Annotated in this window: 20 protein-coding genes; 7 read left to right on the top strand and 13 right to left on the bottom strand. The window is 62.9% G+C overall.

Annotation, left to right across the window (positions count from 1 at the left end; translation table 11 throughout):
* Positions 1–114: 114 nt before the first annotated feature.
* The 3 genes from PCA31118_RS13720 to PCA31118_RS13710 all read left to right on the top strand — a co-directional run bounded on the left by PCA31118_RS13720 (position 115) and on the right by PCA31118_RS13710 (position 3,477).
* Positions 115–315, top strand: a complete 201-nt coding sequence (locus tag PCA31118_RS13720; protein ID WP_150625753.1) for a hypothetical protein — start codon at positions 115–117, stop codon at positions 313–315.
* 112 nt (positions 316–427) lie between these two features.
* Complete coding sequence (locus PCA31118_RS13715) at positions 428–2,146, top strand: glutamine--tRNA ligase/YqeY domain fusion protein (protein WP_150625752.1); 1,719 nt, start codon at positions 428–430, stop codon at positions 2,144–2,146.
* Between the two features lie 353 nt (positions 2,147–2,499).
* Positions 2,500–3,477 (top strand): urea transporter, encoded by a 978-nt coding sequence (locus PCA31118_RS13710; RefSeq protein ID WP_174990465.1) that lies wholly within the window; start codon positions 2,500–2,502, stop codon positions 3,475–3,477.
* A 438-nt stretch (positions 3,478–3,915) separates the two neighbouring features.
* On the opposite strand, the gene PCA31118_RS13705 is transcribed toward PCA31118_RS13710, so the two are convergent.
* Positions 3,916–5,385, bottom strand: a complete 1,470-nt coding sequence (locus tag PCA31118_RS13705) for a cryptochrome/photolyase family protein (RefSeq protein WP_150625750.1) — start codon at positions 5,383–5,385, stop codon at positions 3,916–3,918.
* Between the two features lie 133 nt (positions 5,386–5,518).
* Between PCA31118_RS13705 and PCA31118_RS13700 the strand changes: the two genes are divergently transcribed.
* Positions 5,519–5,974: a hypothetical protein gene (locus PCA31118_RS13700; protein WP_150625749.1), complete on the top strand. Its 456-nt coding sequence runs from the start codon at positions 5,519–5,521 to the stop codon at positions 5,972–5,974.
* 254 nt (positions 5,975–6,228) lie between these two features.
* Here the strand turns inward: PCA31118_RS13700 and PCA31118_RS13695 are convergent, their stop codons facing one another.
* The 9 genes from PCA31118_RS13695 to PCA31118_RS13655 all read right to left on the bottom strand — a co-directional run bounded on the left by PCA31118_RS13695 (position 6,229) and on the right by PCA31118_RS13655 (position 18,192).
* The gene (locus PCA31118_RS13695) at positions 6,229–6,753 is read right to left on the bottom strand and encodes an MgtC/SapB family protein (RefSeq protein ID WP_150625748.1); all 525 of its coding nucleotides are present in this window, start codon (positions 6,751–6,753) and stop codon (positions 6,229–6,231) included.
* A gap of 25 nt (positions 6,754–6,778) precedes the next feature.
* Positions 6,779–7,906, bottom strand: a complete 1,128-nt coding sequence (gene dinB / locus PCA31118_RS13690) for a DNA polymerase IV (RefSeq protein WP_174990464.1) — start codon at positions 7,904–7,906, stop codon at positions 6,779–6,781.
* A gap of 100 nt (positions 7,907–8,006) precedes the next feature.
* A complete protein-coding gene (locus tag PCA31118_RS13685; RefSeq protein WP_246190227.1) occupies positions 8,007–8,732 on the bottom strand; it encodes a hypothetical protein in 726 nt (241 codons plus the stop codon).
* A 295-nt stretch (positions 8,733–9,027) separates the two neighbouring features.
* Positions 9,028–10,110 carry a CaiB/BaiF CoA transferase family protein gene (locus PCA31118_RS13680; RefSeq protein ID WP_150625969.1) on the bottom strand — a complete coding sequence of 361 codons (1,083 nt, stop codon included), beginning with the start codon at positions 10,108–10,110 and terminating at the stop codon, positions 9,028–9,030.
* 108 nt (positions 10,111–10,218) lie between these two features.
* The gene (locus PCA31118_RS13675; RefSeq protein WP_150625746.1) at positions 10,219–11,529 is read right to left on the bottom strand and encodes a CaiB/BaiF CoA transferase family protein; all 1,311 of its coding nucleotides are present in this window, start codon (positions 11,527–11,529) and stop codon (positions 10,219–10,221) included.
* A gap of 3 nt (positions 11,530–11,532) precedes the next feature.
* Positions 11,533–13,560: an aconitase family protein gene (locus PCA31118_RS13670; RefSeq protein ID WP_150625745.1), complete on the bottom strand. Its 2,028-nt coding sequence runs from the start codon at positions 13,558–13,560 to the stop codon at positions 11,533–11,535.
* A 123-nt stretch (positions 13,561–13,683) separates the two neighbouring features.
* Entirely contained in the window at positions 13,684–14,760 is a 1,077-nt protein-coding gene (locus PCA31118_RS13665) for an ABC transporter substrate-binding protein (protein ID WP_150625744.1), read from the bottom strand.
* A 134-nt stretch (positions 14,761–14,894) separates the two neighbouring features.
* Positions 14,895–15,893, bottom strand: a complete 999-nt coding sequence (locus PCA31118_RS13660; RefSeq protein ID WP_246190225.1) for a LysR family transcriptional regulator — start codon at positions 15,891–15,893, stop codon at positions 14,895–14,897.
* A gap of 649 nt (positions 15,894–16,542) precedes the next feature.
* On the bottom strand, positions 16,543–18,192 hold the full coding sequence (locus tag PCA31118_RS13655; RefSeq protein WP_150625743.1) for an ABC transporter permease: 1,650 nt from the start codon (positions 18,190–18,192) through the stop codon (positions 16,543–16,545).
* Positions 18,193–18,707: 515 nt separating this feature from the next.
* Between PCA31118_RS13655 and PCA31118_RS13650 the strand changes: the two genes are divergently transcribed.
* The 3 genes from PCA31118_RS13650 (at position 18,708) to PCA31118_RS13640 (ending at position 21,247) form a co-directional block, all read left to right on the top strand.
* Positions 18,708–19,817 carry an ABC transporter ATP-binding protein gene (locus PCA31118_RS13650; RefSeq protein ID WP_150625742.1) on the top strand — a complete coding sequence of 370 codons (1,110 nt, stop codon included), beginning with the start codon at positions 18,708–18,710 and terminating at the stop codon, positions 19,815–19,817.
* Positions 19,818–19,967: 150 nt separating this feature from the next.
* Complete coding sequence (locus PCA31118_RS13645) at positions 19,968–20,762, top strand: thymidylate synthase (protein ID WP_150625741.1); 795 nt, start codon at positions 19,968–19,970, stop codon at positions 20,760–20,762.
* On the top strand, positions 20,759–21,247 hold the full coding sequence (locus tag PCA31118_RS13640) for a dihydrofolate reductase (RefSeq protein WP_150625740.1): 489 nt from the start codon (positions 20,759–20,761) through the stop codon (positions 21,245–21,247). The genes PCA31118_RS13645 and PCA31118_RS13640 overlap by 4 nt, the downstream gene beginning before the upstream one ends.
* Positions 21,248–21,287: 40 nt before the next feature.
* On the opposite strand, the gene PCA31118_RS13635 is transcribed toward PCA31118_RS13640, so the two are convergent.
* The 3 genes from PCA31118_RS13635 to PCA31118_RS13625 form a co-directional block, all read right to left on the bottom strand.
* Positions 21,288–22,736 (bottom strand): sensor domain-containing diguanylate cyclase, encoded by a 1,449-nt coding sequence (locus PCA31118_RS13635; protein ID WP_150625739.1) that lies wholly within the window; start codon positions 22,734–22,736, stop codon positions 21,288–21,290.
* A 339-nt stretch (positions 22,737–23,075) separates the two neighbouring features.
* Positions 23,076–23,789 carry an ABC transporter ATP-binding protein gene (locus tag PCA31118_RS13630; protein WP_044455206.1) on the bottom strand — a complete coding sequence of 238 codons (714 nt, stop codon included), beginning with the start codon at positions 23,787–23,789 and terminating at the stop codon, positions 23,076–23,078.
* Positions 23,786–24,586: an ABC transporter ATP-binding protein gene (locus PCA31118_RS13625; protein ID WP_150625738.1), complete on the bottom strand. Its 801-nt coding sequence runs from the start codon at positions 24,584–24,586 to the stop codon at positions 23,786–23,788. Before PCA31118_RS13625 ends, PCA31118_RS13630 begins: the two co-directional genes overlap by 4 nt.
* Positions 24,587–24,602 lie beyond the last annotated feature (16 nt).

The raw sequence follows: 24,602 nt of genomic DNA, 5'->3' as shown, positions 1-24,602 counted from the left end.
CGGCAGTGTCTCCAGCATAGGACACAATCCGGGAAACGTCTGCCGCCGGGCCATCCGTATTCCTATACTTGCCGGTATGCCTCGCATCGGGCGGGGCCTTCAGGGAGGTGTCTTATGGCTAATACATCCAGCTTTCTCGCACTCCTCGTCAGCATCATCCTCGTCGGTGTCCCGGTGTGGCGCATTCTCACCCGGCTAGGCTATTCGCCGTGGCTGACCGTGCTGGCCTTCATCCCGATCGTCAACATCATTTCCCTGTGGCTCCTTTCCTACGCCAATTGGCCTAGTCAGCGCACATCGGTTCAGACGAGCTGAGCGTTCGGGACAAGCGTACGACCGGCATCCCGCCCTGATGCCGTGTCGACGCTCGCCCGTGGTGCAATGCGGTACGGTAGAATATTCGCCAAACTCCGAACACTGGACAGGCATGAGCACAGAGCTGAACGCGGCATCCAACTTCATCCGCAACATCATTGACGAGGACAACCGCTCGGGCAAATGGGGCCAGCGCGTCGAAACGCGCTTCCCGCCGGAGCCGAACGGTTACCTTCATATCGGCCACGCAAAGGCCATCTGCGTGAATTTCGGCATCGCGCGAGATTACGACGGTGTGTGCCATCTGCGCTTTGACGATACGAACCCCGAAAAAGAAGAAACCGAATACGTCGACTCGATCATCGACATGGTCAAGTGGCTCGGTTTCAGCTATGAGACCCCGCAGAAGGAACATCTCTATTTCGCCAGCGACTATTTCGAACAGCTCTATCAGGCTGCCGAAATTCTGATCCAGCGTGGCAAGGCATACGTCGACAGCCAAAGCGCCGAAGACATGCGCACCAATCGCGGCACGCTGGTCGAGCCGGGCAAGGATTCGCCGTTCCGTAACCGGACGGTCGAGGAAAACCTGGATCTTTTCCGCCGCATGCGCGCCGGTGAGTTCGCCGACGGCACGCACGTGCTGCGCGCCAAGATCGACATGGCCTCGCCGAACATCAATCTGCGCGACCCGGCCATCTACCGTATCCGTCACGCGCACCACCATCGTACGGGCGACGCCTGGTGCATCTATCCGATGTACACGTACGCGCACCCGCTCGAAGACGCCATCGAAAACATCACGCACAGCCTGTGCACGCTGGAATTCGAGGATCAGCGCCCGTTCTACGACTGGGTACTCGGTGAACTCGCGGACGCCGGTATGTTTACCCGTCCGACGCCGCAACAGATCGAATTCGCCCGTCTGCAACTGACCTACGCGATCACGAGCAAGCGCAAGCTGCGTCAGTTGGTCGATGAGAAGCACGTCGACGGCTGGGACGACCCGCGCATGCCGACGCTGGTCGGTCTTCGCCGCCGCGGCTTTTCGCCCGAAAGTCTCCAACTGTTCTGCGACCGCATTGGCGTGGCCAAGTCGGCCTCGTGGATCGACATGAGCATTCTCGAGCAGGCGCTGCGCGACGACCTCGACCCGAAGGCTCCCCGTGCAACGGCTGTGCTCGACCCGCTCAAGCTCATCATCGACAACTATCCGGAAGGAAAGCAGGAAGATTGTCAGGCACCGGTCCATCCGCATTTCCCTGAGCGCGGTATGCGTACGTTCCCGATTTCACGCGAATTGTGGATCGAGCGCGAAGACTTTCAGGCCGAACCGGTCAAGGGCTTCTTCCGCCTGTTCCCCGGCAACAAGGTGCGCCTGCGTTACGGTTACGTCGTGGAGTGCACGGGCTTCGACACCGATGCCAACGGCAACGTCACTGCCGTGCATTGCAATTACTTCGAAGACAGCCGTTCGGGCACGCCGGGCGCCGACAACTACAAGGTCAAGGGCAACATCCACTGGGTGAGTGCACCGCATGCGCTGGCCGCAGAAGTGCGTATTTACGACCGCCTGTTCCTCGACCCGAATCCGGATGCCGGCGACAAGAACTTCCTTGACGCGATCAATCCGAACGCCAAGCGAGTCACGCAAGCCTATGTCGAGCCGGGCATGCTGAATTTCGCGCCGGAAGACCGCGTTCAGTTCGAGCGCCACGGCTACTTCGTGGCCGACCGTCATGACTCGGTGCCGGGCAAGCCGGTGTTCAACCGCATCGTTTCGCTCAAGGACAGTTGGGCCGTGAAGCCCGCCAAGGGCGGCGGCAAGTAAGCCTTCACACCGGCTCCTCGTCCGACAAAACCCGCGCCTGCTTGCGCGGGTTTTGTTTTTCCGGCGCACGACGGCAAATACCCACTCAAATACCGACTATAAGGCGCCGGCGAGCCCGGCCGGGACAGTTCGGCGTAAGCTCGCGTCCAACGCTCCTCCCGGCGCGTCATTCAGCGCCTTATCGAACCGTTTCGGAACCGTTGCGGAACAGGCACGGAACACTCGCGGAAGACTAGCGGATGACGTGGCCGCGACATCCACTCGCGAGCGCAATTCCGGGGCGCCATTGCGGGGCATTCCGCTTCGTTCCGACACATTCCGCAAAATTCCGCGTTTCAGCACCGCCGCCGTCCATGCCACAGTCTCAATCGCGCGCCGTCCCGGCCACTCCGAACCCCGCCGCATCGCCCAGGGCGAGCGTTCTTGCGTCATTGGCGCTCAAGCGCCGCTGGCGGGTACATAAACGCGATTGGCTGCTTGGCGAATTGAGGGCAACGACCGCAAGCTTTGCTCAGATCTATTTCGTACCGTCAGCGGGCATGGGCGCCTTGCTGTTGGCAGTCCTCGCCCTCGCTGACTTGGCTACCGCGCTGACCGGCTTCGTCGCCAGCGTTGCCGCGTCGGTATGCGCGATCGCCTTGCGGCTCGCGCCCACGCAACGTCGGTCGGGACTACTGGGTTACAACGCGGCTTTGACGGGCGTGGCCTTTGCCGCCTTATGGCAACCGAACGAGACCTTTGCCACCTGGTTGGCCATCTGCGTCGGCATGAACGTCATCCTGACGGCGGCACTGGCACGTTACCGGGTCCCGGCGCTCACTGGACCGTTCGTCGCTGTGATGACCCTTTCGTGGGCCATGCAATACTGGCTACCTCTCACACCGCGACCGGGGACACCGGGCTGCGATGCTGGCGCGCCGGGTTTCGTCTTCTGCTCAGTGGGACAAGTCATCTTCATGGCGCCGCTCGTGCTGGGACTGTTGACCTGGTATCTGCTGGCGCTCTGGAACGCGCGCGCCACGCTATGGGCGCTGGCGTCGGGCGCGGCGATCTGGGCGATGCTCAGCGTGTTGACGACCGTCTGGCCCGCACTCGCCACGCAGGCCGGTGGCATCGGGGTCAACGCCTTTCTCGCGGCCCTCGGCCTGGGCGTTTTCGGACGGCATCCCAACGTGCGTCTTGTCGGCGCTGCGCTGGCCGCGGTGATTTGCATTGCGCTGGGCCATTGGCTCGCGCCCTCGGCATGGCCCTATTTCACGCTGCCGTTCAATCTCGCTGTCTGGACAGTATTGGCGTTGACGAAACGGCCCGGGCAAACGGTTCGGACATAGAGAAGCCCAAAAAAATGCCCGGAACGCTCAGTTCCGGGCACTCGCTCAACGCGAACCCCGTGGTTCGAAGCTGCCGTCTGCGCGGCGAAGGATTTTCTCCAGCTTCCCCGTGTGGTTTTGGCCTGCCCTTCGCTCGTATCCGAGCTTTTTGAGCCCATCTGTTGTTGTACTGCTTCCTCCCTGACGCCCACTAACGCCCCCCGACGTTGCGAACCGATATCGAAGCCCAGGCCTCTTGCGTGCCATAAGCCTATCAACGGCTGAGCTCGGGAAAAGTTGACGGGGGTATACACCGATGACTACGCACCGATGACTACGCACCGATGACTACGCACGGATGCCTCGAAGCGCGAACGTTCGATCCTGATTTGCCCCCGCTGCCTCCGGGGAACGCTCACGGAGCCTCGAACCTCAATTGCCCGAAGCGTCGTCGTCGGGCTAGCCGGACACCCCGGGCGCCTTCACCACGGCGTATCGGGCCAGTGTTTCCTTGCGCGCCACGTCGTGGGCGACCAGCGGCTGCGGATATTCCCGGCCCAGCGCGACATTGGCTTCCGTCAGCGTCAGCGCATCCGCACGCCACGGCGCATGAATCGCCTTGTCCGGCAGATCCGCCAGTTCCGGCACGTATTTTCGGATGAAGCGCCCCTGCGGGTCGAACTTTTCCGACTGCGTGACCGGATTGAAGATGCGGAAATACGGTTGTGCGTCGCACCCCGTAGACGCCGCCCATTGCCAGCCACCGTTATTCGCCGCCAGATCGAAGTCGTTCAGTTGACGCGCGAAGTACGCCTCCCCGCGACGCCAGTCGATGCCGAGGTCCTTGACCAGAAAGCTGGCAACCACCATGCGCAGCCGGTTGTGCATGTAGCCGGTCTGATTGATCTGGCGCATTGCTGCGTCGACCAGCGGATACCCGGTGCGCCCCTCGCACCACGCCTGGAAATTCGCGTCCGCCGTCTTGCCCGACGCCCATTCGATCGCGTCGTAGGCCGGCTTGAACGCATTGCCGACAACGTGCGGATGATGGTGCAGGATCATGAAATAGAACTCACGCCAGATCAATTCACTCAGCCACGTCTTCGCGCCGTTCGCGGCGTCGCCGCCACGTTGCATTGCCGCATGGGCCTCACGCGCCAGCGTCCGAATCGACACCGTCCCGAACCGCAAGTGGACCGACAAGTAGCTCGGCCCGCGAACGGCGGGGAAATCGCGCCGTTCGTGATATTGGGACATGCGCGGCAGAAAATCCTCCAGCAGCTGACGTGCCCCCGACTCACCTGCCGCAATCGCGATCCGGCGTGAGGGCGGCACATCAAATCCAAGCGCCTGCATGGACGGAATCTCGCCTTCACCCTGCGGCAGTCTGGCCAGGCGCTTCAGATCGGACTCACGACCATGCGGCGCGAGGTCCCCCGCACTCACTTGTTTGAGCCAGGCTCGCGAATATGGCGTGAAAACGCTGTACGGCTCGCCCTGCGCCGTCAGAATCTCGTTCCTGTCGAAGATCACCTGATCCTTGAGCGTCTCGAACGCAATGTTTGCGTCTTCAAGCGAACGCGCGACGGCTCGGTCACGCGCGATCGCATCGGGCTCATAATCTCGCCCGGCAAAGACCGCCTGCACCCCCAACGCCTGCGCCAGCGCAGGAATCTCCACCGCCGGGTCGCCGTGCCGCACGATAAGCCCGCCGCCGGCCTGGGCGAACGTTTCAGCCAATTCGTTCACGCTCGCGTGAATGAATGCCACGCGCCGGTCGTCACGCGGCAGCGCGTCGAGAATGGTCGTATCGAAGACGAACACGGGATAGACCTCGGCGCACGACGCGAGCGCCTGCGCGAGCGTCGCGTTATCCGAGCAGCGCAGATCGCGCCGCAGCCAAACCAGCCCTTTATGGAATTCGCTCATGTCTGATTGGCGCGACACTGGCGCGCCTTGATCCGGTTAAATCGCGGGTATCTTCGAGGTATTCAGGATGAATCCGCCAAATCCCGTACCATAGCGAGATCGTGGACTTTACGCCATCGGCCTCGCTGACTTCATGACTCGGAAGTTTCCGATTTTGGCCCGCGCACAGCATCTTGCGCCGGCCCTGTGCAGCGTCGCTGCCGCCCTGATTCTGGTTGGCTGCGCCGCGCCCGCCAAGCCTCCCGCCAATGCGTCGGCCTCACGTCAGCCAGCCCCGGACGCTGCCACGTTGCGCGAGCGCCATCTGGCTGCCGCCGACGCGGCCGCCGACCAATATCGCACCTGCCTCTACGGTCACGTCGCGCGTTACGTCAATCTCGTGCCCGATCCGGCGCGGCTGGCCGACGAAGCCGCCGCCGAGTGCGCGCCGATTACCGAACGGTTCCGGCGCGAACGCCAGGCGGCGATTGTCACGTACACCTCGGCGTCTGACGCCGCCCAACAAGCCGACGCAGCGACACTCAGCCTCCGAACCGACGGGCTGCGGGTCGCTCGCGCTCGCGCCACTGAGTTGCGCGCGCTTCAGTGAAGCGGAACGTGTGCTTGAATCGCGCATTTGGATGGATCCTTGGTTACGTAGTCACCCGAACGTGCTTTCCCTAATCGGGCAAGCCCCGATTGGCGAAATACCAGCAGGTGACCAAAATGAAATCGCCCTCTTACGTCCTTTTGGGGGTACTGCGACAACGTCATTTGCCCGCTTCGGCGGGCATTTTTCTTCGGTATCCGCAGGATTCGGCCCGGACGTTCAGGCAAAGGGGGCAGCGATGTGCGTCTTTCGCATCAGCCGCGTGGAGATGACTTGTCGTCGTGCGCATGCGGCGCCGACGCGTCCCCGTCAGTTGGAGATTTGCTCGGCTCGTCGTGCCCCAGCCACCGGTGCGCGAGCGATTCGATTCGCCCGCCGAGCGCCAGCACGATAAGCAGCAGTACCATCGCCACCAGCGCGATATGCCAGCGCCCCAGCCCGCAAATGATGCCGATCCCGGTGGTGCTCCACAGCGCCGCCGCCGTCGTGAATCCGTGCACCGACGCGCCATGGCTCGGTCGAATGATGCACCCCGCTCCCAGGAACCCGATGCCGGCGACGATCCCCTGCACCACGCGGCTCACGGACGAGCTGTCGTAAGGCAGGGCCGTTCCGGGAAACGGCACAACGGCGAGCACGAACAGCGCCGATCCGAACGAGACGATCGCGAGCGTTCGCAAGCCAACGGACTTGTGGTGCAGATTTCGGTTGAGCCCGACAAGTCCGCCAAGGATCAATGCCGCCGTGAGCCGCAATGTGACTTCGATGATCTCAGCCATCCCTTACCTCGCCCGTCTGCGCTATTTATGTCTGTGTCGACGCATTATCGCCCGATGACGGGCCGATTTGCGTCGTGTCATCCCAGTCGTCGAACAATCGCAGTTGGCGCGTTGCCTGCGCTTCGAGCATGCGCACGCCAACGCCCATCAATCTGACCGGGCGCCGTTTGCGTCCTACGGCCTGCGCCAGCAACTCACGGCACTGCGCCGGGTCGACACCGAGTGCACCAGCTTCCGCCGTCGTTCTCGAGAAATCGGCGAAGCGGATTTTGACGAAGACCTTGGCGATGGCCAGCGGCTCGCTGCGACGCGCGCGGGCGATTCGCTCGGACAACTGATGAAGCAGCGGCGCCAGTGCCGTCTCGCACTCGGCCAGCGTTCGTAAATCCCGCGTGTAAGTGGTCTCCACGCTGATCGACTTGCGCTCACGGTCGGGACTGACCTCTCGGTTATCGATGCCCCGACAGCGCTCGTACAGACGCTGACCGAACACGCCAAAACGTTCGATGAGATCCGCCATCGAATGACCGCGCAAATCAGCACACGAATCGACGCCGAGCGCGCGCAACTTCTCGGCCGTCACCTTCCCCACCCCGAACAGTCTTTCGACCGGCAGCACCGCCACGAACGCATCGACCTCAGCCGGTTTCACGACGAACAGCCCGTCGGGCTTGCGCCAATCGCTGGCGATCTTGGCAATGAACTTGTTGGGGGCCACGCCCGCTGACACCGTCAATCCGACTTCCGCCGCAATCCGTGCCCGGATCTCGCGAGCGATCAGCGTGGCCGACCCTCCACAATGCTGGCTGTCGGTCACGTCGAGATACGCCTCGTCCAGCGATAGCGGCTCGACGAGTTCGGTGTAATCACGATAAATCGCCATGATCCGTTTCGACGCTTCCTGATATCGGTGCATCGACGGCGCAATGATGCGCAGGTCCGGGCAGAGTTTGACTGCCTGCGCGGACGGCATGGCCGAACGTACGCCGAACGCCCGCGCTTCGTAGTTGCAGGTGGCGACTACGCCGCGCTGATCCGGCTGACCACCTACCGCCAACGGAATACCACGCAGCGACGGGTCGTCACGCATCTCGACAGAGGCGTAAAAGCAATCGGCGTCGCAATGAATGATCTTGCGCAGTGGGGTGGTCATGATAAGCGGCGAAAACACTGTGCAAATATACAGCATTCGTGCACTTTTCGCGCTTCATCCGTGACGTCGCCGCGTACGAACCTACGCCGCCGGTCTCACGTCACCGTACCGGCAAGAACTGGAGAAACTGCGCGCCAAGCAAGTTCTGCACGTAGCCGATGCCTGCGCGGCGGTACTTCTCGTCCAGCATCTCGGCGAGAAGATCCAGCCGACCGATGATTTTTCCGAACTCGCGTTCGAAGCTGACATTGCGAACATCCGCGATTTCGTTGGCCAGCAACAGCGGCTTTCCGGTCATGTCGCGTCGGCTTGCCAGCAGCCATGCGGCAATTTCCACGTTGCGCGCGGCATTGTAGATGCGCTGCGCGTCCAACCCGTCACTCAGATAGAACACGGTGCTGCCGCCATGCGCGGCAATGATCGTGTCTGAAAGACTGAAGACGAATGCCGCCACGCGATCTCCGCCGAACGCCGGGTCAAGGGAAAGCGACAATGCCCGCACGTCGCGCAAGTCCTTGAGATCCGTCAACGTGCGACGCCCTTCGATGGCGGCCCGCAGTTGTGTCATGGCGTCGCTCTGGGTCGCCGCCCCACCCTTGCGCCATTCTCGCGGGTTGCGCTTGTAGAGCTTGTCCGCCAGCAGATACAAGCTCTCCAGGTTCGCCCGCATACCCAGCGTCGCCATGCGGTTGATATCCGTTTGCGCAAGATCCGCGGTCGTCATCGACGTCGAGCGCACCTTGCCGCGATCGACCGGCGCGTCCTGATACGACGCACAACCCGCACACATCACGACGCCACCCATCGCAATGACGGCAACCGCCATCGGAAGGTGTCGCATAGCGTGAGGCAGCGAATGTCGTCGTCTTGGCAAAGCGAGCCGTCGGGTCATGAGAAAGTCGTTTGGAGTCAGCAAAGACTCTACGCGATCGACGCCCTCGCTTCGCGCCCGCCGCGCCTGAAAAATTGTGACATTCGGTAACACCAGTCGGTAACACCATTCGGTAGCGCCATTCGTTAACGCCATTCGTTAACGCCATTCATTAACGCCATTCAATACGCCATTCAATACGCGCGTCCTTGCGCACACACCCGGATCACATCTCACCGATCTACGAGACTTACGGAAGTAGTGCGTCGCGGGTGCTCGCAAACAATGGATGCGCCATCGCCTCTTCCAGCCGAAGCACGGGCGTCACACAACAATCCGCGTCGGCGAACCTTTCCGTCCACTCGGCCTGTGATGCGCTAGCGAATACGGCAGCCAACTCCGCGCGAAGGGCCACCGCGTCCTTGCCTCCCACTTCTTGCCCGAGCGCCCAGTGGCGCGTCTTCCAATCGCTACGCGCCAGCACATCACATAGCGTCTCCCAGAATTTCAACTCAAGCGCCCCCACCGCCATGTATCGGCCATCGAGCGTGCGGTATATCTGATAGCAGGGCACGCCCCCGTTGAGCAGGTCGGTCCCCGCGCGCGACACGTGCCCCTGACGGTGCAGCGCCACCGCCGGAACGAGATTGGAGCGAAACACCTCATGCGTCATGGAAATGTCGAGCCAACGCCCGCGCCCCGTGCGTTGCGCCGACACGAGTGCAGCCAGCACGGATTGCACTGCCGCCTGTGCTCCGCCGTACAGGTCACCGATCTGAAAGTTCGGGACGATCGGAGCGTCGCCCGCATCGGCGAGTTGGTCGAGCACGCCCGCGTAGCCGATATAGTTGATGTCGTGTCCGGCCGCCTGCGCCATCGGCCCTTGCTGGCCATAGCCTGAGATCGACGCCATGACCAGCGACGGCCGGATGCGGGCCAGCGTCTCGAAGTCGAATCCCAGGCGCGCCATCACGCCCGGCCGAAAGCCTTCGAGCAAGACGTCCGCGTGGGCGATGTGCGCCAGAAAGGTGGATCGGTCGGCATCTCGCTTGAGGTCGAGCCGCTCCACCGCCTTGCCTCGATTAAGCAGGCGCCAGAATGCGCTCGGCGGACTCTGCCCGTCGCCAAGCATCATCTCGCGGGCATAGTCCCCTGCCCCCTTGTCTTCGATCTTGATGACGTGAGCGCCCATCTCCGCCAGGCGCAGTCCTGCAAGGGGGCCAGGCAGGAGACGTGTGAGATCGAGAACCGTCACGCCCGACAGAGCGGGCTCGGGCGCCTGGCCCGGCGTGGACGAGTCACAGGCGTTGGCAAAGTCGGACGAAGCGGTCATGACGGGCAAGTTGTTGTGGGCGAATGTGCTCACCGTACCGCGCCCAAGCCCTACGCCGCAAGCAGACAACACGCCGATGTAGCTCGGACGCGTCTTAAAACCGCCGTGCTACCCGCGACCCGCGCCATCGCTCCAAAAAACGGGACCGGCCGAATCAACGGAATCGTCAGAATCGCCAGACTCGGCCGTACCGGATGCATCGTCCGGTATCGGTCCGAGCGCCGGTCCCGCCACCACCCCCTCGCGCAACAATCGCGAAATCTGGCTATCGAGATATCCCAGATCCCGCAGAATTTCGTGTGTATGCTCCCCTGCCGTGGGCAGTGGCCTGCGCGCCGGTAGCCGCTGCCCGGCCATCGTGATCGGCAGCAGCGGCACCCGCGTTGGCTCACCGTCGTCTGTGATCAACTCGCCCAGACCGCCGCTCTCGCGCAAATGCGGATCATCGAACAGCGCCTGCGGTTTCGCGATGGGCGCGAACGGCAAGCCATGACGCTCAAAGGCCGCAGCCAGATAGCCTGCGTCGAAGCCCTGAATCATGTCGCGCAACAACGGGATCAACCAGTCGCGAGCGAGCACGCGATCGTTGTTGGTCGCCAGCCGTGAATCCTCCGCAAGATCGTGGCGACCGAATACATCGCAGAAAATTCGCCACTGCGAGTCACTTACCACGGCCAGGAATATCTGAACCCCGTCTCCCGCCGTGAATACGTCGTAAACGCCCCAGGCCGACACGCGTGCGGGCATTGGGTCGGGCGGCACACCAGTGACTGCGTACTGCTGCATATGCTGCGCGGCGAGCAGTACGCAGTTCTCGAAAAGCGCTCCCTGCACCTCCTGACCACGCCCTGTCGTCTTGCGCTCGTAGAGGGCTGCCATGGCCGCGAGCGCACCAAACACGCCACCCATGATGTCGTTGACGGAGGTCCCCGCACGCAGCGGCTGTCCCGGCGGACCGGTCATATAGGCGAGCCCCGCCATCATCTGAACGACCTCGTCGAGCGCGGTGCGCGCTGCATAGGGCCCGGGCAAAAAACCTTTTAGCGACACATACACGAGCGCCGGATTCAGCCGCGACAACGTGGCGTAGTCCAGACCGATCTGCCGCATGCGACCGGGCTTGAAGTTCTCCGTCACCACGTCCGACGTACTGACCAGCCGCAGAATCAGCTCCCGGCCTTCCGGTCGGTTGACGTCGACAACGAGGCTACGTTTGTTGCGGTTAAACGCGCGAAAAAAACCGGCACCGGTCCCCAGCAGTCGACGCGTGGCGTCGCCGCCAACGGGTTCGACCTTGATGACATCGGCACCGAGATCGCCGAGGACCATGCCGCACGCGGGCCCCATGACCATGTGAGAAAACTCCACGACGCGAATGCCCTTTAACGGCATCGGCGCCGCAGGGGACGCTTCCTGCATTGGCTACCCTCCCGAACTCGCTCGCGACGTCTCATCGCTTCGCCGCACCGTCTTGTTGGCTGGATGAGACGCGAATCCATCGCGTCTAAGTTGATCGAAGCCGACGATGTATCCCGCCAGTGCACTCGCCGCCACGGTCGCCGGACTGCCCAGCCACATCTGTCCCGGTCCGGACCGCCCGGGGAAATTCCGGTTCTGTGCGCTGATGACGACGTCGTCCGGTGTCCTCGAGACACCCGGGCCTGCATTGACACATGCGCCGCATCCCGGGGCGAGCATGGTCACGCCTGCCGCCTTGAATACGTCTGCGTACCCCTGTGACTCGCACCACGCGCGGATGTCTTCGCTGCCATATTGGAGATAGAACCGAACGCCGTCGGCGACGCGATGACCCTGTGACAGTCCCCACGCGAGCACGTCGTGACAGGCTCGCAGGTCCTCGCGCTTGCTGCCGGTGCACGATCCGCCATAGGCGATGTCGATGGGTACTGCCGCCGACAACTCGGCCAACGCCACACCATTGCCGGGATCGCCGGGGCTCGCGACCATGGCACCGAGCGCAGCGCAGTCGATCTCGATGACATGTGCGTACGACGCTTGCGTATCGCTCGTCATCCACGCATCCAGCGTAAAGTCGATACCCCGTCGTTCACGCAGGTATCGGACGGTCTCGGCGTCCGGCGCCACCAATCCGGTCAGTCCACCGATCTCGGCCACCATATTGGTCAGCGTGGCGCGCTCGTCCGTCGACAGGTGCGTCACTGCCTCTCCTGCAAACTCGATGATCTGGCCGATCGCTCGACCGTCTCGGATGTAGGGCAGATGGAGCAAATGCAACGCGAGATCCTTGGCACCGACGCCCGCGGGCAGGCGCGAACGCAGATGGACGAGGCACGTGCCGGGCACCGCAAGTCGCGCATCCCCGGTGAGCCATGCGTTGGCCATTTCCGTGGCGCCTACACCGAACGCGAACGCCCCGACTGCACCGCAATGAGGGGTGTGGGAATCCGTGCCGACGACGACTTGTCCGGGGAGTGCGTAGCGTTCGAGCATCAGCGCATGACAGATGCCCTCCGAGCCACCTCCTGCGACCCGCCCGTGCAGCCGCACCCCATGCTGCGCGCAAAACTCCCGTTGCACGCTGCCCAGACGTTGCGCGGCATCAACGATCGGTGTCGATGAGGTACCGTCTGCGGACACCGCATCGAGGTGGGTAAGGTGATCTTCAAAGCACAGGATCGACGCCGCGTCGTGCAATTCGGGCACGCCGTCACCAAATGCATGTCGCAAGAAGCTCACGGCCATCGGCGTTACATACTCATGAGAAAAGCGCCAGTCTGCGGGCACGAACACCGCATCTCCTGCGCGTACGCGATGAACGCCGAGCGCCCTCGCGATGATCTTTTCGCCGTAGGTCATCGGCCCCACGACATGCGCAGGTCGCGGTGGCACCGTCTTGCCCGACAACCTTCGCCGCGTATAGCCGAACAACCCTTCGCTGCGTACGATTTCTTCGCCAAGCGGGTCGCAATCTTCGAGAAACGCTTCGATCGGAATTGCCTCGCCGGCCTGCAAGCGCTCTGCCAGTGAAAGGTCGGTAGACATCAGCAGGCCGAGGTTCTGGCAGTTCTGCGCATAGATACGCTCGAAACTCTCGGCGATCACGATGCGAATGCCGGCACACCACTCGGCAAACGGACTGGCTTCGCGAGACGATCCCTTGCCCCGTCGGAATCCGGCGACCGATAGCGCGAAACCACCGTTACGCACCGATTTCGGCGTGACCGGGAACACGCCGGCCGGGTCACCCGTCTCGTCATTGCATCGCAGCCCGACATAAACGTAGTCGCCAAGCGATTCGTCGAACGCCAGACAGGCGCGCGCAGGCGTCATTTCGTCGGTGGAAATCTGGTCGCGCAGCGCTCCCGCCTCGGCTCGCGTCAACGTTTCCCCCGCCAGTTGCCGGGTCATCGCTTCGGCACGGTCGCTCAACCAGAGCACCCGCCCTTCCAGTCGCACGGTAGCTTGCATGAGATCGCTCCTCGAATGTTCCCGCATCGGGTCACCCGTTTCGATCGCAAGTTACGTGCCCACTGAATCGGCGGCAGCGAAGAAAAAATGAAGTCATCACGTCCAAACGCTCGTTCGTCGTACTCAGGGGTACTGTCGATTCGCCTGCGTGGCGAACGCGTTCGTCCAGGTGTCTCCCAGCCGGATCTGCGCCGGCTTGACCTCCGGGGTGAACGACGCGAGCGCCCGGAGCGCCGTGGCGGGACCATCGGCGGGCATCATGCCATCGGGCGAGAACGCCTCGCGGCAATTGGCGAAGGCTTTGAGATAGAGCGTCTTGTCACCGAGCAGATACGGTTCGGGCACCGTTTTGAGCAACTGCGCGGCCGTGGCATGTTGCAGCCACTTGTCCGCGCGCACAATTGCATTGGCCAACGCTTGCACCGTACGAGGATTCTTTTGAATGAAGCTCTGCGGTGCATACATCACGGCCGCAGGCATCGGGCCACCAAACATGGCGTGCGTTCCTGCCTGCGTCCGCGTGTCGATCAGCACCTTCACGTCGCCCGACTCCTGCAACAACGTCATCATCGGATCGACGTTGGAAACGGCGTCGACCTGACCATTGCGCGCGGCAGCGACGACCGTGGCGTTGCTACCGACGCCGACGATCGACACATCGGTCGGCTTGAGTCCGGCTTTCGTGAGCGCTACGCTCACCAGCATATGTGTGCTGGACCCCGGGGCGCTCACCCCCACGCGCATGCCCTTCAGGTCCTTGACCGACTTCACGTCGCCCGCCTTCGTCTTCACCACGCCAAGGACCAGTTGCGGGGCCGCGCCCAACACGACGAACGACTGATAGGTCATGCCTTTGGTCTGCATGAGCAACGTATGCTCGAAGGCGCCGGTGCCAACGTCGGCGCTTCCCCCAACAACAGCCTGCAACGCTTTGGAGCCGCCGGCGAAGTCGTCGATGGTGACGTCGAGTCCTTCGTCCTTGAAATAGCCAAGCTGTTCGGCAATCGTGAGGGGCAGGTAATACAGACCGGGCTTGCCGCCAACGGCGATCGTGATCTTCGATTTTTCGAGCGGCTGCGCAGGTGCAGCGGACGCGCCGCCACTCAGGCCAACCGCTATCAAACCTAACGCCATGAGCGTGAGGACGAGAATGAGACGTCCCACGGCTTCGCGCACGCGGCGCGCTTCGGCATGTGTCATCGCGTGTCTCCTCCCGCGAAATGCGAGATACAGGCGCGCCCCGGCTCGTCGGCCGGAATCGCTATCGGCTCCCAGAGCATCCGCTGCGCAGGACACCGCGACAAGAGGTGTTTCGGCATGCCAGACGTCGCGATTCACGATGCCTGCACGCCCGGCGCCTGATCGTCGTCCAGCTTTTTGCTGTCCGAGTGACTTCCGTCCGGTGTCGTTCCCCCGTCACGCGCTGTTACGTTACGCGCGCACAAATGGTCGACCAGCATGCGGGAGGCCACGGGAAGCGCATCGTAGCGACGCACACAGACGATCAGCCGCCGGTCGGCCCACGGGTCGGTCAGCGGCACGATACGCAGCGCTTCGCCATCGGGCACCTGCGAATACGTGCCGACGGCCTCTTTCGGCGCGATGGCGAGCCCCAACTGAGCCCGCACCATGCGGCATACCGCTTCGAACGTTGAGACGTGGATTCTGAATTTGACCGTTTTCCCCTGCTCCGCGGCAAGACGGCGGAAAACGGTATACATGGCGCTGTCCGGATGCACGCCGATCTGATCGAAGTCGAGGGTTTCGATAAACGCTAACCGCGTGGCGCCTGCCAACGGGTGGTCGCGGTGCAGCACCGTCACGATCTGGTCGCGACGATAAGGGAAGACTTCGACGTCGCGCGTATCGACAGCATCCCAGCAAATCCCGATGTCCGTGGCCCCGTCGGCAACCCCACGCACGACCTGGGCGCTGGTGTGCTCTTCGAGGTCGACTTTCACCCCTTCATGGCGACGTAAAAAGGCGCCAAGTTCGTCCGGTAGCGTTTCGACGATGGAGGAGACGTTGGCGAAGATGCGTATATGGCCACGTACGCCACTGGTGTATTCGGAGAGGTCACCCTGCATCTTCTCCAGACTACGTAGCACGTTGCGTGCGTGATGCAGCAGGGCTTCGCCCGCCGGGGTGGCCCTCACGCCCCATTTGTGCCGCTGCAAAAGGGCCGAGCCGACCAGAGACTCAAGGTCGTTGATGCGCTTGCTGACGGCCGACGGTGCGATGAACTCACGCTCGGCCGCACGCGCGATGCTGCTCTCTTCACAAACGGCGACGAACAGTCGCAACGAGACGAGATCGATCCGCCATAGCGCCATGCCTGTCTCCCGAAGGCACTCCATTGACAGCGATTTTGCGGCGCATGTGGCGAAAGCGCCACTTGGGGCCGCCCCTGACCCTGCTTGAAAACAACACCTGACCGGTGCGCAGCGTTCGCGAATCCGTATGAAACGTCGTCAAAAGCTGGCGAAACCCAGGCACCGTGACGCCACGATCCGAGGTTCAAGCCGAGGGGGGAACAGCCGCGTGCGGCGATCGACATGACGACGTCGTCGTTCAAAAAGGCTGCACGGGACCGCCGGACGCCCGCGTCCGCCCATATGTCCTTGCGCCGATCCCTCCCAGGACAACCGCCTAGCGCATCGCCCCCGTCAGCAGTACGGCACTCCAGCCACCGTCCGCTGCGTTTAGCGGTGCCTCGGGCAGTGGTGCCGTCGCCAAGGCCATGAACAGCCAACATTTGCAAATGATGATCGCAATCATTTTGTTGACGCTCAATCATCCCGGCTTGGTTGCCGGGTCTGATTTGACTATAGTGCGGCGCTATCGGCGCGGCAACTGGGGAAACGATTCTAGATTTGACGCAATGACGCCGAACGCAGGCAAAGTCGGGCGCCGGATCGCCCATTCGGCGAGAAAGTTAACAGGCGGTTCCGCGGAGTCTCCGGGCACCAGGGCATCGGAGCATCAGGGACGATGGGAGCGACGCGAAATGGCCCGAGCGAGTACGAGGACCGGCAACAGGCCGACCAACACCAGCGTCAGTGCCGGGACTGCGGCCTCGGCGAGCCGCTCGTCGGCAGCAAGATGGCTGGTAACGACCGCAAGCGTATCCATGTTGAACGGACGCAACGCGAGCGTCGCGGGCAACTCCTTCATGACGTCGACGAACACCAGCAGCGCCGCCGTCAACACACTGCCTCGCAGGAGCGGCAGGTGAACCCGGCGCAACATCGACCAGCCGCCGACGCCGAGGCTTCGGGCACTAGCGTCGAGGTTCGGCGCGATCCGGGCAAATCCGGCGTCGACGCTTTGCAGCGCGGCCGGCAGAAAACGGACGAGATAAGCGTAGATGAGGACACCGCTGGTGCCCGCGAGCACAAGGCCGTTCGCCCCGAACCGGTTCCCCAACCAGGTATCGAGATGCAAGACCGGCGTGAGGATGCCCAACGCAATGACCGCCCCCGGAATTGCGTACCCGACACCGACCAGGCGTACGGCCACGCGCGTGATGCGCCCAGGCGCCAATCGCTGAGCGTATCCAAGCACAATGGCAAACAGGCTTGCCACGACGGCCGCCACCGCCGCGAGCCGAACGGTGTTGAATACCCACTCGCCATAGCGCGGCCACGGTACCTGCCCCAATTCGGACGCGGCCAGTCGCAACATGATGAGTGCCGGCAGCGCAAAGCCGATGATGAGCGGCAACGCACACGCGATCATGGCAAGCGCGCCTCGCCGTCCGGAAAGTCGTGTGCGGCGAGACGTAGTTGGTGCACGCCCCGGCGCGCCGTAGTACCGAAGTCGCGTGCGGCTGCGCGCTTCGGCGATCAACAGCACAAGCACGGCAAACAACAGACAGGCGGATAACTGGGCAGCCGCGACCCGATCCCCCATTGAGAGCCAGGCACGGTAGATGCCGGTCGTAAACGTCGGCACGCCAAAGTACGCCACCGCCCCATAGTCAGCCAGCGTCTCCATCAGGACCAGCGCCACGCCGGCTACCAATGCCGGACGCGCGAGCGGCAGCGCCACCCGGAAAAAGGCTTGCGACGGTGTGCACCCGAGCGTGCGTGCGGCTTCGAAAAAACGTTGGCTATGGTCTGCAAACGCCGTACGCGCCAAAAGATAGACATAGGGATAGAACGCGCCGGCGAACACCCATGACGCGCCGTACCAGGAGCGAATCTCCGGAAACCACGCGACCCGGTCGACAGCGAGCATGCTTCGCAAGGCACCTTGCACCGGCCCGGAGAACTGAAGGAAGTCGGTATAAGCGTAAGCCGTCACGTACGCTGGCATCGCCAGCGGGAGAATCAGTGCCCACTCGAGCACGCGACGACCGGGAAATGCGTAGTGCACGACCAGCCAGGCACTCATCACCCCCATCACCAAAACGCCACTGGCAACCGCCAGCGATATGCGCAGCGAGTTGAGCGCGTATTCCGGCAGCACCGTATCGAACATGTGCCAAAGAACTTCGCGCGTTTGGGCATCCCCTGCGGCCAACGCCGCAAAGATGCCCAGCATCGGTACCAGAACGATCAGCGCCGGAATCCATGCCGTCATGCGCCACGCCCAGCGCCCGGAGAAGCGGCGGCGTCTGCGACCCGCCATTTGCGGGGCATCCGTCGCATGCGGGGCATGTGGGGCATGTGGGGCATGTGGGGCATCAGGGGACGCGTGTCCCGCTCCGGTCGCCCCGAAGGCCGGCGCCCGATGGGGGGATCCGGCCCCGACGGCGTCGGCCGACAAATCGAGGGAGGAAGAATCAGCGGCGGCGCGAGACGGAGGCGTCGATGACATCGGCAAATCTTGGTCGGAACCGGTGGATGGGCAATGGAACGGAAAAACGAGGACCACACAAGCCAGCGACATACGCGGGCCGCGGACAACGAACCGCGGCTTGATGAAGCCGGGTCCTTTTCCTCGACTAGCCTCATCTTGCGTATCGCCTGAAGGAACCGAAACCGGCACTTCGGTCTAAAGCGTTGTAAATTATACGCATTCGCAACACCACCTCTGACGTGGCCACTCACGGAAAGTGCCCGTGCCGCGCCACGCACGGTGCCTGCAATACCGGGACCACACGCGCAGAACACCGCTCGCCGACATCACCCTCCTGAACTTCGATGCCCCTGCCCTATCTGCTGCTCGACCACATCTGCGTCACTTACGAGACCGCAGGTCACGCTCACACCGCCGTCCGTGACCTATCGCTATCCCTCGCGCGCGGGGAAATCGGATGCCTGCTTGGCCCCTCCGGCTGTGGCAAAACGACCGTGCTGCGCGCTGTCTGTGGGTTTGAGCCATTGGCCGGCGGGCGAATCGTGCTCGACGGCCACGAGGTCGCTAACGCGCAGGTCAGCGAGCCGCCGGAGCGTCGTCACGTCGGGGTGGTATTCCAGGACTACGCCCTGTTTCCCCATCTGAACGTCGCGCAGAACATTGGCTTCGGTCTCGGCCGAATGGCGCGTGCGGAACGTCAGGCTCGCGTCGAGATGCTTGCCGAGCGGGTCGGTCTCGCGGGTACGCTGCGCAAGTACCCGCACGAACTTTCCGGCGGGCAACAGCAACGCGTGGCGTTAGCCCGCGCGCTGGCGCCCGCGCCGGCGTTGCTGCTGCTCGACGAGCCGTTCTCGAACCTCGATCTCGATCTGCGCGAGCGCCTGGCCGTCGAGGTCCGGGAGATCATTCGCGCCAGCGGGGCCACGGCGATTCTGGTCACCCATGATCAACATGAAGCGTTTGCCATGGCAGACCGCATCGGTGTGATGCATGCGGGGGCGATCGCACAATGGTCCGCCGCCCGCGAACTTTGGCGTGCTCCGGCCAACCGGGTCGTGGCCGACTTCATCGGGCGCGGCGCGTTGATCCCCGGGACATTCCGCGGCAACGCGGACGGCGGCGGCATCTCGCTGGAACTCGGGGAGATTTCCGTTTCGTCGGCCCTGGCCGACAAGCTTCTGCGTCACACCACGAAGGATGCGTACCCTTTGAGTGTCGACGTCCTCCTTCGTGCAGACGACATCGCTCACGACCCGGCCAGCCCTTTCGAGGCGACGCTGGTGCGGCGTGCGTTTCGGGGGGCCGATCAGCTCTACACGCTGCGGCTGGCGTCGGGCAACGAAGTCGTGGCGCGAGTCGACGGGGAACTGACGCATGCGCCCGGCGATCGCGTGGGATTGCGGTTGACGGTGCAGCATCCGGTGGCGTTTGCCGCGCATACGGCTTCCGCCTGAGCTTCGCGTTTGAGTCCCGCGTTCGAGTGTCACGTTTGACTCTCAGGTCTGGCTCCCGTGTTCGAGTCTCGTGACTTACTCTCGTGACTTGGTCTCGCAAAGTACGCCGTCACTCAGAGGCTGGTAAAATCCGGCAAAACGGATGGGCCTATGAAACAGTACCTCGACTTCATGCGCCATGTTCTCGAACATGGCACAGACAAGACTGATCGCACGGGCACGGGCACGCGCTCGGTGTTCGGCTATCAGATGCGCTTCGACCTGCAGGAAGGGTTTCCGCTCGTCACCACGAAAAAGGTGCACATCAAGTCCATCGTGCACGAGCTCCTCTGGTTCCTGCAAGGCAGCACCAACGTGCGCTACCTGCAGGAAAACGGCGTGTCCATCTGGAACGAATGGGCCGATGCGGACGGCGAGCTCGGCCCGGTCTACGGCGCACAGTGGCGTTCGTGGCCGACCCCCGACGGCGGGCACATCGACCAGATCACGCAGCTTGTGGATCAGATCCGCGCCACGCCCGACTCGCGACGCCTGATCGTGTCCGCATGGAACGTGGGGGAAATTCCGCGCATGGCGTTGCCGCCGTGTCACGCGTTTTTCCAGTTCTACGTGGCCGACGGCAAGCTCTCGTGCCAGTTGTACCAGCGTAGTGCCGACATTTTCCTCGGGGTGCCCTTCAACATCGCGAGCTATGCATTGCTGACCCACATGATGGCGCAGCAAACCGGGCTGGATGTCGGCGACTTCATCTGGACCGGTGGCGATTGCCATCTATACAACAACCACCTCGAGCAGGTCCGTACGCAACTTGAGCGCGAGCCGTTCCCGCTGCCGACGCTGGAAATCGCCCGCAAGCCCGATTCGATCTTCGACTACCAGTTCGAAGATTTCCGTATCGCCGGGTACGAAGCGCATCCCCACATCAAGGCGCCGGTGGCCGTATGACGATTCTGACGCTGGTGGTCGCCCGCGCCGAAAATGGCGTGATCGGGCGCGACAATCAATTGCCTTGGCGTTTGCCGGAAGACCTCGCACACTTCAAGCGCACAACGCTCGGCAAACCAGTGGTCATGGGCCGCAAGACTTACGACTCGATCGGTCGCCCCTTGCCGGGACGACGCAATATCGTCGTGTCGCGCAACCCTGCGCTCAAGATCGAGGGTTGTGAGGTGGCCGGATCTCTCATCGATGCCATGCGGCTGTGCGTCGGCGTCGAAGAGATTTGCCTGATTGGCGGTGCGCAGTTGTACGCCGAATCGCTGGCAAGCGCGGACAAGGTCGTTGTCACGGAGATCGCCAAAGCATTCGAGGGCGACGCTTACTTTCCGGCGCTTCCCGCCGGACAGTGGCGCGAAACGGCACGCGAAACGCATCATTCGCCCGCCCCGAACGACTTCGACTATTCCTTTGTCACCTACGAACGCATCTGAGCGCGCTCGTTCGACGCTTGGCGCGCGCTCAGGTGAAGCCTCAGGCGCTTAAATTCGCGCGCGGCACCTCCGCAGAGGCGCCGCATGCTTGCTCGCTGCTTGCCGCTTCCGGGCGCCCGATCGTCGCCACATGCACCCGGTCGCGACCAAGATGCTTGGCGGTATAAAGCGCGTCGTCTGCCAAGGCGATCAGCCGCTCGGGCGTATCTCGCGCGTCGCCCTGCTGCGGTACGTGAGTCGCGCATCCGACGCTGACGGTCACCCATCCCTGCGGTCCCGGCCCCGGTTTGGCCAACGCACGCACGCTGTCCGTCACACGCGTTGCGACAAATTCCGCCCCCCGCTCGTTGGTATCCGGCAGGACGATCACGAACTCCTCGCCCCCATAGCGCGCGACAAGGTCCGTCGGACGGTGCGTTGCCCGCATCAGGGCGAGGGCGACTTGTTCAAGACATTCGTCACCACTCGGATGACCGTACTGATCGTTGTACCGTTTGAAGTGATCGACGTCGACCATCAGTAGCGAGAGCGGCCGGCCCGATCGACGCGCCTGCTCGAAGTCGCCGGGGAAACGGTCGTTGAAATAGCGACGGTTGTAGATGCCGGTGAGCGCGTCGCGATTACTGTATTCGATGAGGCGCAGATGGGCTCGGGTGAGCTCGCGATACAGCCGCGTCACCTCCCACACCAGCACGCAAACCAGCAGTCCCGGCGCGGACATGCTGAAAAATCGCGCCATATACCAGCCCAGCGAGAATCGAACGGTGCTCATCAGGCTGAGCACGGTGTCCGTCACGCACGCCAGAATCGCGAGCGCGACCCAAAGGTCGAGCACCGTACGCAATCGCCCGATACCCAGTACTGCGCCGAGCGCGACGAGATTCACGACGAGCAACACGATGCCGGTGCCGCTTGCCGAGAAATCGCCGGGCGCCGTGGCCGGTGCAAGCGCCGGCGGCAACGGAACGGCCAGCGCGACCAGACACAACAAGACGCCAACGATGAGCGGCGCACCGACATAGAGCCATATGCCACGACTCGTCGAAGGCAACTGCGACACGGATTGCGGGGAGAAAAGACGCCGCGAGATCATGGCAACGAGCACGAGCGCCGGGAATCCGGCATGCCAGCACACCCAGATCCAGCCGGACGTGGTCGGATGCGCGCCGAACAATCCGGTCGGGGCAAATAGTCCCGGGAAGGTCAGCAGTTGCATCGCTACGGTCAGTGCCGTGAACCCGTAGGCGCCGGCAAGCCACCCGAATACGGGCAAACGACTTACCTGAAATTGCGCGCAAAGCAGATACGACGCGATGGTCGCGGTGGTGAACACCGTCAGTCCGCACATCGGCAGGAATGGCGCGACGGCGGGCAGCCTGGCAGTGGCTTGCGGCGCCGCCAGTATCAAGGCGGCAAGAATGACGATCGCCAGACAGCCGGCAAACGTCCGCTGACCGCGCGATGCATGCTCCATGAGAAAGCCGTCCATGAAATCCCTTTCGCCTCGGTAAGCGTGACGTAGATTCGACGGTGACCTTTCATTGCGCACACCGCAACTGCCGGTGGCCAATTAGGCGCAGCATGCACCAAATCCCGCCGTCTGCCAACGTGCCATCGGTTGCCCGCCCCAATGAAAAAACGGCGCCGACCGGCCACCTTTCGGTAACGGGTCGACGCCGCTGGGCGTCAGTCCGAGGCAACGACGTGTGGTACCGGAAACGCCCGTTTTGAACGCCTCCTCCGTCACAGTGCTTCGCCTTCGTCGCGCGTGCTGCGTTCCTGCTTGCCTTGCTGGTTCTGCGGAGTTCGCCGGAACGAACTTTCCGGCTCAACCGCCCAGGTACGCCTCCAGAACGCGCGGATTACCCAGCAAGTTACGGCCGGTGTCATCGAGCACGACCTTGCCGGTTTCGAGCACGTAGCCATGCTGGGCGATCTTCAGTGCCTGACGAACGTTTTGCTCCACCAGAAAGATGGTCAGACCGTCGGCGTTGATTTCCTTCAGCGTGGCAAAAATACCCTGCACAATGATCGGCGCCAGGCCCATCGACGGCTCGTCCAGCAACAACAAACGCGGGCGAGCCATCAGCGCACGGCCGATCGCCAGCATCTGCTGCTCGCCACCCGACAGATTGCCCGCCATCTGGTCGAGGCGCTCGGCAAGTCGCGGGAACCGTTGCAAGACCTTGTCCAGATCGGGCTTCACGTTCTGCTTGTCGCGTCGCGTATAGGCACCGAGTTCAAGGTTCTCGCGCACCGACATGGTCGTGAGCGTGGCGCGGCCTTCGGCCACCTGCACCAGCCCACGCTGCACGATCTTGTTAGGCGCCAGACCACCGATGTCTTCGCCTTCGAAAAGAATCGTGCCGGCCTGCTTGCGGATGAGGCCCGACAGAGCGAGCAGCGTAGTGGACTTGCCCGCGCCGTTCGCGCCCACGAGCGACGTGATCTCGTGCTCGCGCAATGCAAAGTCGACGCCCTTCACCGCTTCGATATGCCCATAGGCCACTTTCAGGCCCTTTACTTCGAGCAGTGCGCTCATGCCTTATCCTCCGCATCCGCCGCCATGGCAGCGACATCGTCATCGTCATCGCGGCCCAGATAGGCTTCGATAACCTGCGGGTTGTTCTTGATTTCGTCCGGCTTGCCTTCGGCGATGATCCGACCGAAGTTCAGCACGGCGATCCGCTCGCACAGGCCCATCACGAAGCGCATGTCGTGCTCGATCATGAAGATCGTGTAACCGCGCGCCTTGATGTTCTCGATCTCGCTCATGAGGTCGACTTTCTCGCCCGTGTTCATGCCGGCGACCGGCTCGTCGAGCAAGAGGAGCTTGGGCTCGGTAGCCAACGCACGCGCCAGTTCGAGCTTGCGCTGGTCGCCGTACGACAGATTGTCGGCAATGTCGTACGCCTTGTGATCGAGCTTCACCCACGAAAGCAACTCGTGCGCACGTTCGCGCGAGCGCTTCTCCATGTCGCGAAAGCCCGGCAGCGACAGCAGCAACCCCGCCGGACCGTATGTGAGATGGCGGTGCATACCCACCACGACGTTCTCGATCAGCGTCATCTCCTTGAAGATGCGGATGTTCTGGAACGTGCGGGCCACGCCGCGCTGCGTGATCCGGTGCGGCTTTTCGCCCACCAGACTCTCGCCGTCGAACGTGATGCTGCCGCCGGTGGGCTGCAACAGGCCGGTAATCAGGTTGAAGACCGTCGTCTTGCCCGCACCATTCGGCCCGATCAGGCCGAAGATGGTGCCTTGCGGCACCTCGATGTTCACGTCCTGAAGCACGTGAAGTCCACCGAATCGCTTGGAAATATTGGAAAGCTTAAGCATGTCGTGTCCCCCCGCC

The organism is Pandoraea captiosa (genome assembly GCF_902459775.1).
GTDB lineage: Bacteria > Pseudomonadota > Gammaproteobacteria > Burkholderiales > Burkholderiaceae > Pandoraea > Pandoraea captiosa.
This window is presented reverse-complemented; position numbering and strand designations above follow the sequence as displayed.

Coding starts and splice junctions, on each gene's coding strand:
- PCA31118_RS13720 (WP_150625753.1), top strand. CDS start 115: ATGGCTAATACATCCAGCTTTCTCGCACTCCTCGTCAGCATCATCCTC.
- PCA31118_RS13715 (WP_150625752.1), top strand. CDS start 428: ATGAGCACAGAGCTGAACGCGGCATCCAACTTCATCCGCAACATCATT.
- PCA31118_RS13710 (WP_174990465.1), top strand. CDS start 2,500: ATGCCACAGTCTCAATCGCGCGCCGTCCCGGCCACTCCGAACCCCGCC.
- PCA31118_RS13705 (WP_150625750.1), bottom strand. CDS start 5,385: ATGAGCGAATTCCATAAAGGGCTGGTTTGGCTGCGGCGCGATCTGCGC.
- PCA31118_RS13700 (WP_150625749.1), top strand. CDS start 5,519: ATGACTCGGAAGTTTCCGATTTTGGCCCGCGCACAGCATCTTGCGCCG.
- PCA31118_RS13695 (WP_150625748.1), bottom strand. CDS start 6,753: ATGGCTGAGATCATCGAAGTCACATTGCGGCTCACGGCGGCATTGATC.
- dinB (WP_174990464.1), bottom strand. CDS start 7,906: ATGACCACCCCACTGCGCAAGATCATTCATTGCGACGCCGATTGCTTT.
- PCA31118_RS13685 (WP_246190227.1), bottom strand. CDS start 8,732: ATGGCGGTTGCCGTCATTGCGATGGGTGGCGTCGTGATGTGTGCGGGT.
- PCA31118_RS13680 (WP_150625969.1), bottom strand. CDS start 10,110: ATGACCGCTTCGTCCGACTTTGCCAACGCCTGTGACTCGTCCACGCCG.
- PCA31118_RS13675 (WP_150625746.1), bottom strand. CDS start 11,529: ATGCAGGAAGCGTCCCCTGCGGCGCCGATGCCGTTAAAGGGCATTCGC.
- PCA31118_RS13670 (WP_150625745.1), bottom strand. CDS start 13,560: ATGCAAGCTACCGTGCGACTGGAAGGGCGGGTGCTCTGGTTGAGCGAC.
- PCA31118_RS13665 (WP_150625744.1), bottom strand. CDS start 14,760: ATGACACATGCCGAAGCGCGCCGCGTGCGCGAAGCCGTGGGACGTCTC.
- PCA31118_RS13660 (WP_246190225.1), bottom strand. CDS start 15,893: ATGGCGCTATGGCGGATCGATCTCGTCTCGTTGCGACTGTTCGTCGCC.
- PCA31118_RS13655 (WP_150625743.1), bottom strand. CDS start 18,192: ATGGCGGGTCGCAGACGCCGCCGCTTCTCCGGGCGCTGGGCGTGGCGC.
- PCA31118_RS13650 (WP_150625742.1), top strand. CDS start 18,708: ATGCCCCTGCCCTATCTGCTGCTCGACCACATCTGCGTCACTTACGAG.
- PCA31118_RS13645 (WP_150625741.1), top strand. CDS start 19,968: ATGAAACAGTACCTCGACTTCATGCGCCATGTTCTCGAACATGGCACA.
- PCA31118_RS13640 (WP_150625740.1), top strand. CDS start 20,759: ATGACGATTCTGACGCTGGTGGTCGCCCGCGCCGAAAATGGCGTGATC.
- PCA31118_RS13635 (WP_150625739.1), bottom strand. CDS start 22,736: ATGGACGGCTTTCTCATGGAGCATGCATCGCGCGGTCAGCGGACGTTT.
- PCA31118_RS13630 (WP_044455206.1), bottom strand. CDS start 23,789: ATGAGCGCACTGCTCGAAGTAAAGGGCCTGAAAGTGGCCTATGGGCAT.
- PCA31118_RS13625 (WP_150625738.1), bottom strand. CDS start 24,586: ATGCTTAAGCTTTCCAATATTTCCAAGCGATTCGGTGGACTTCACGTG.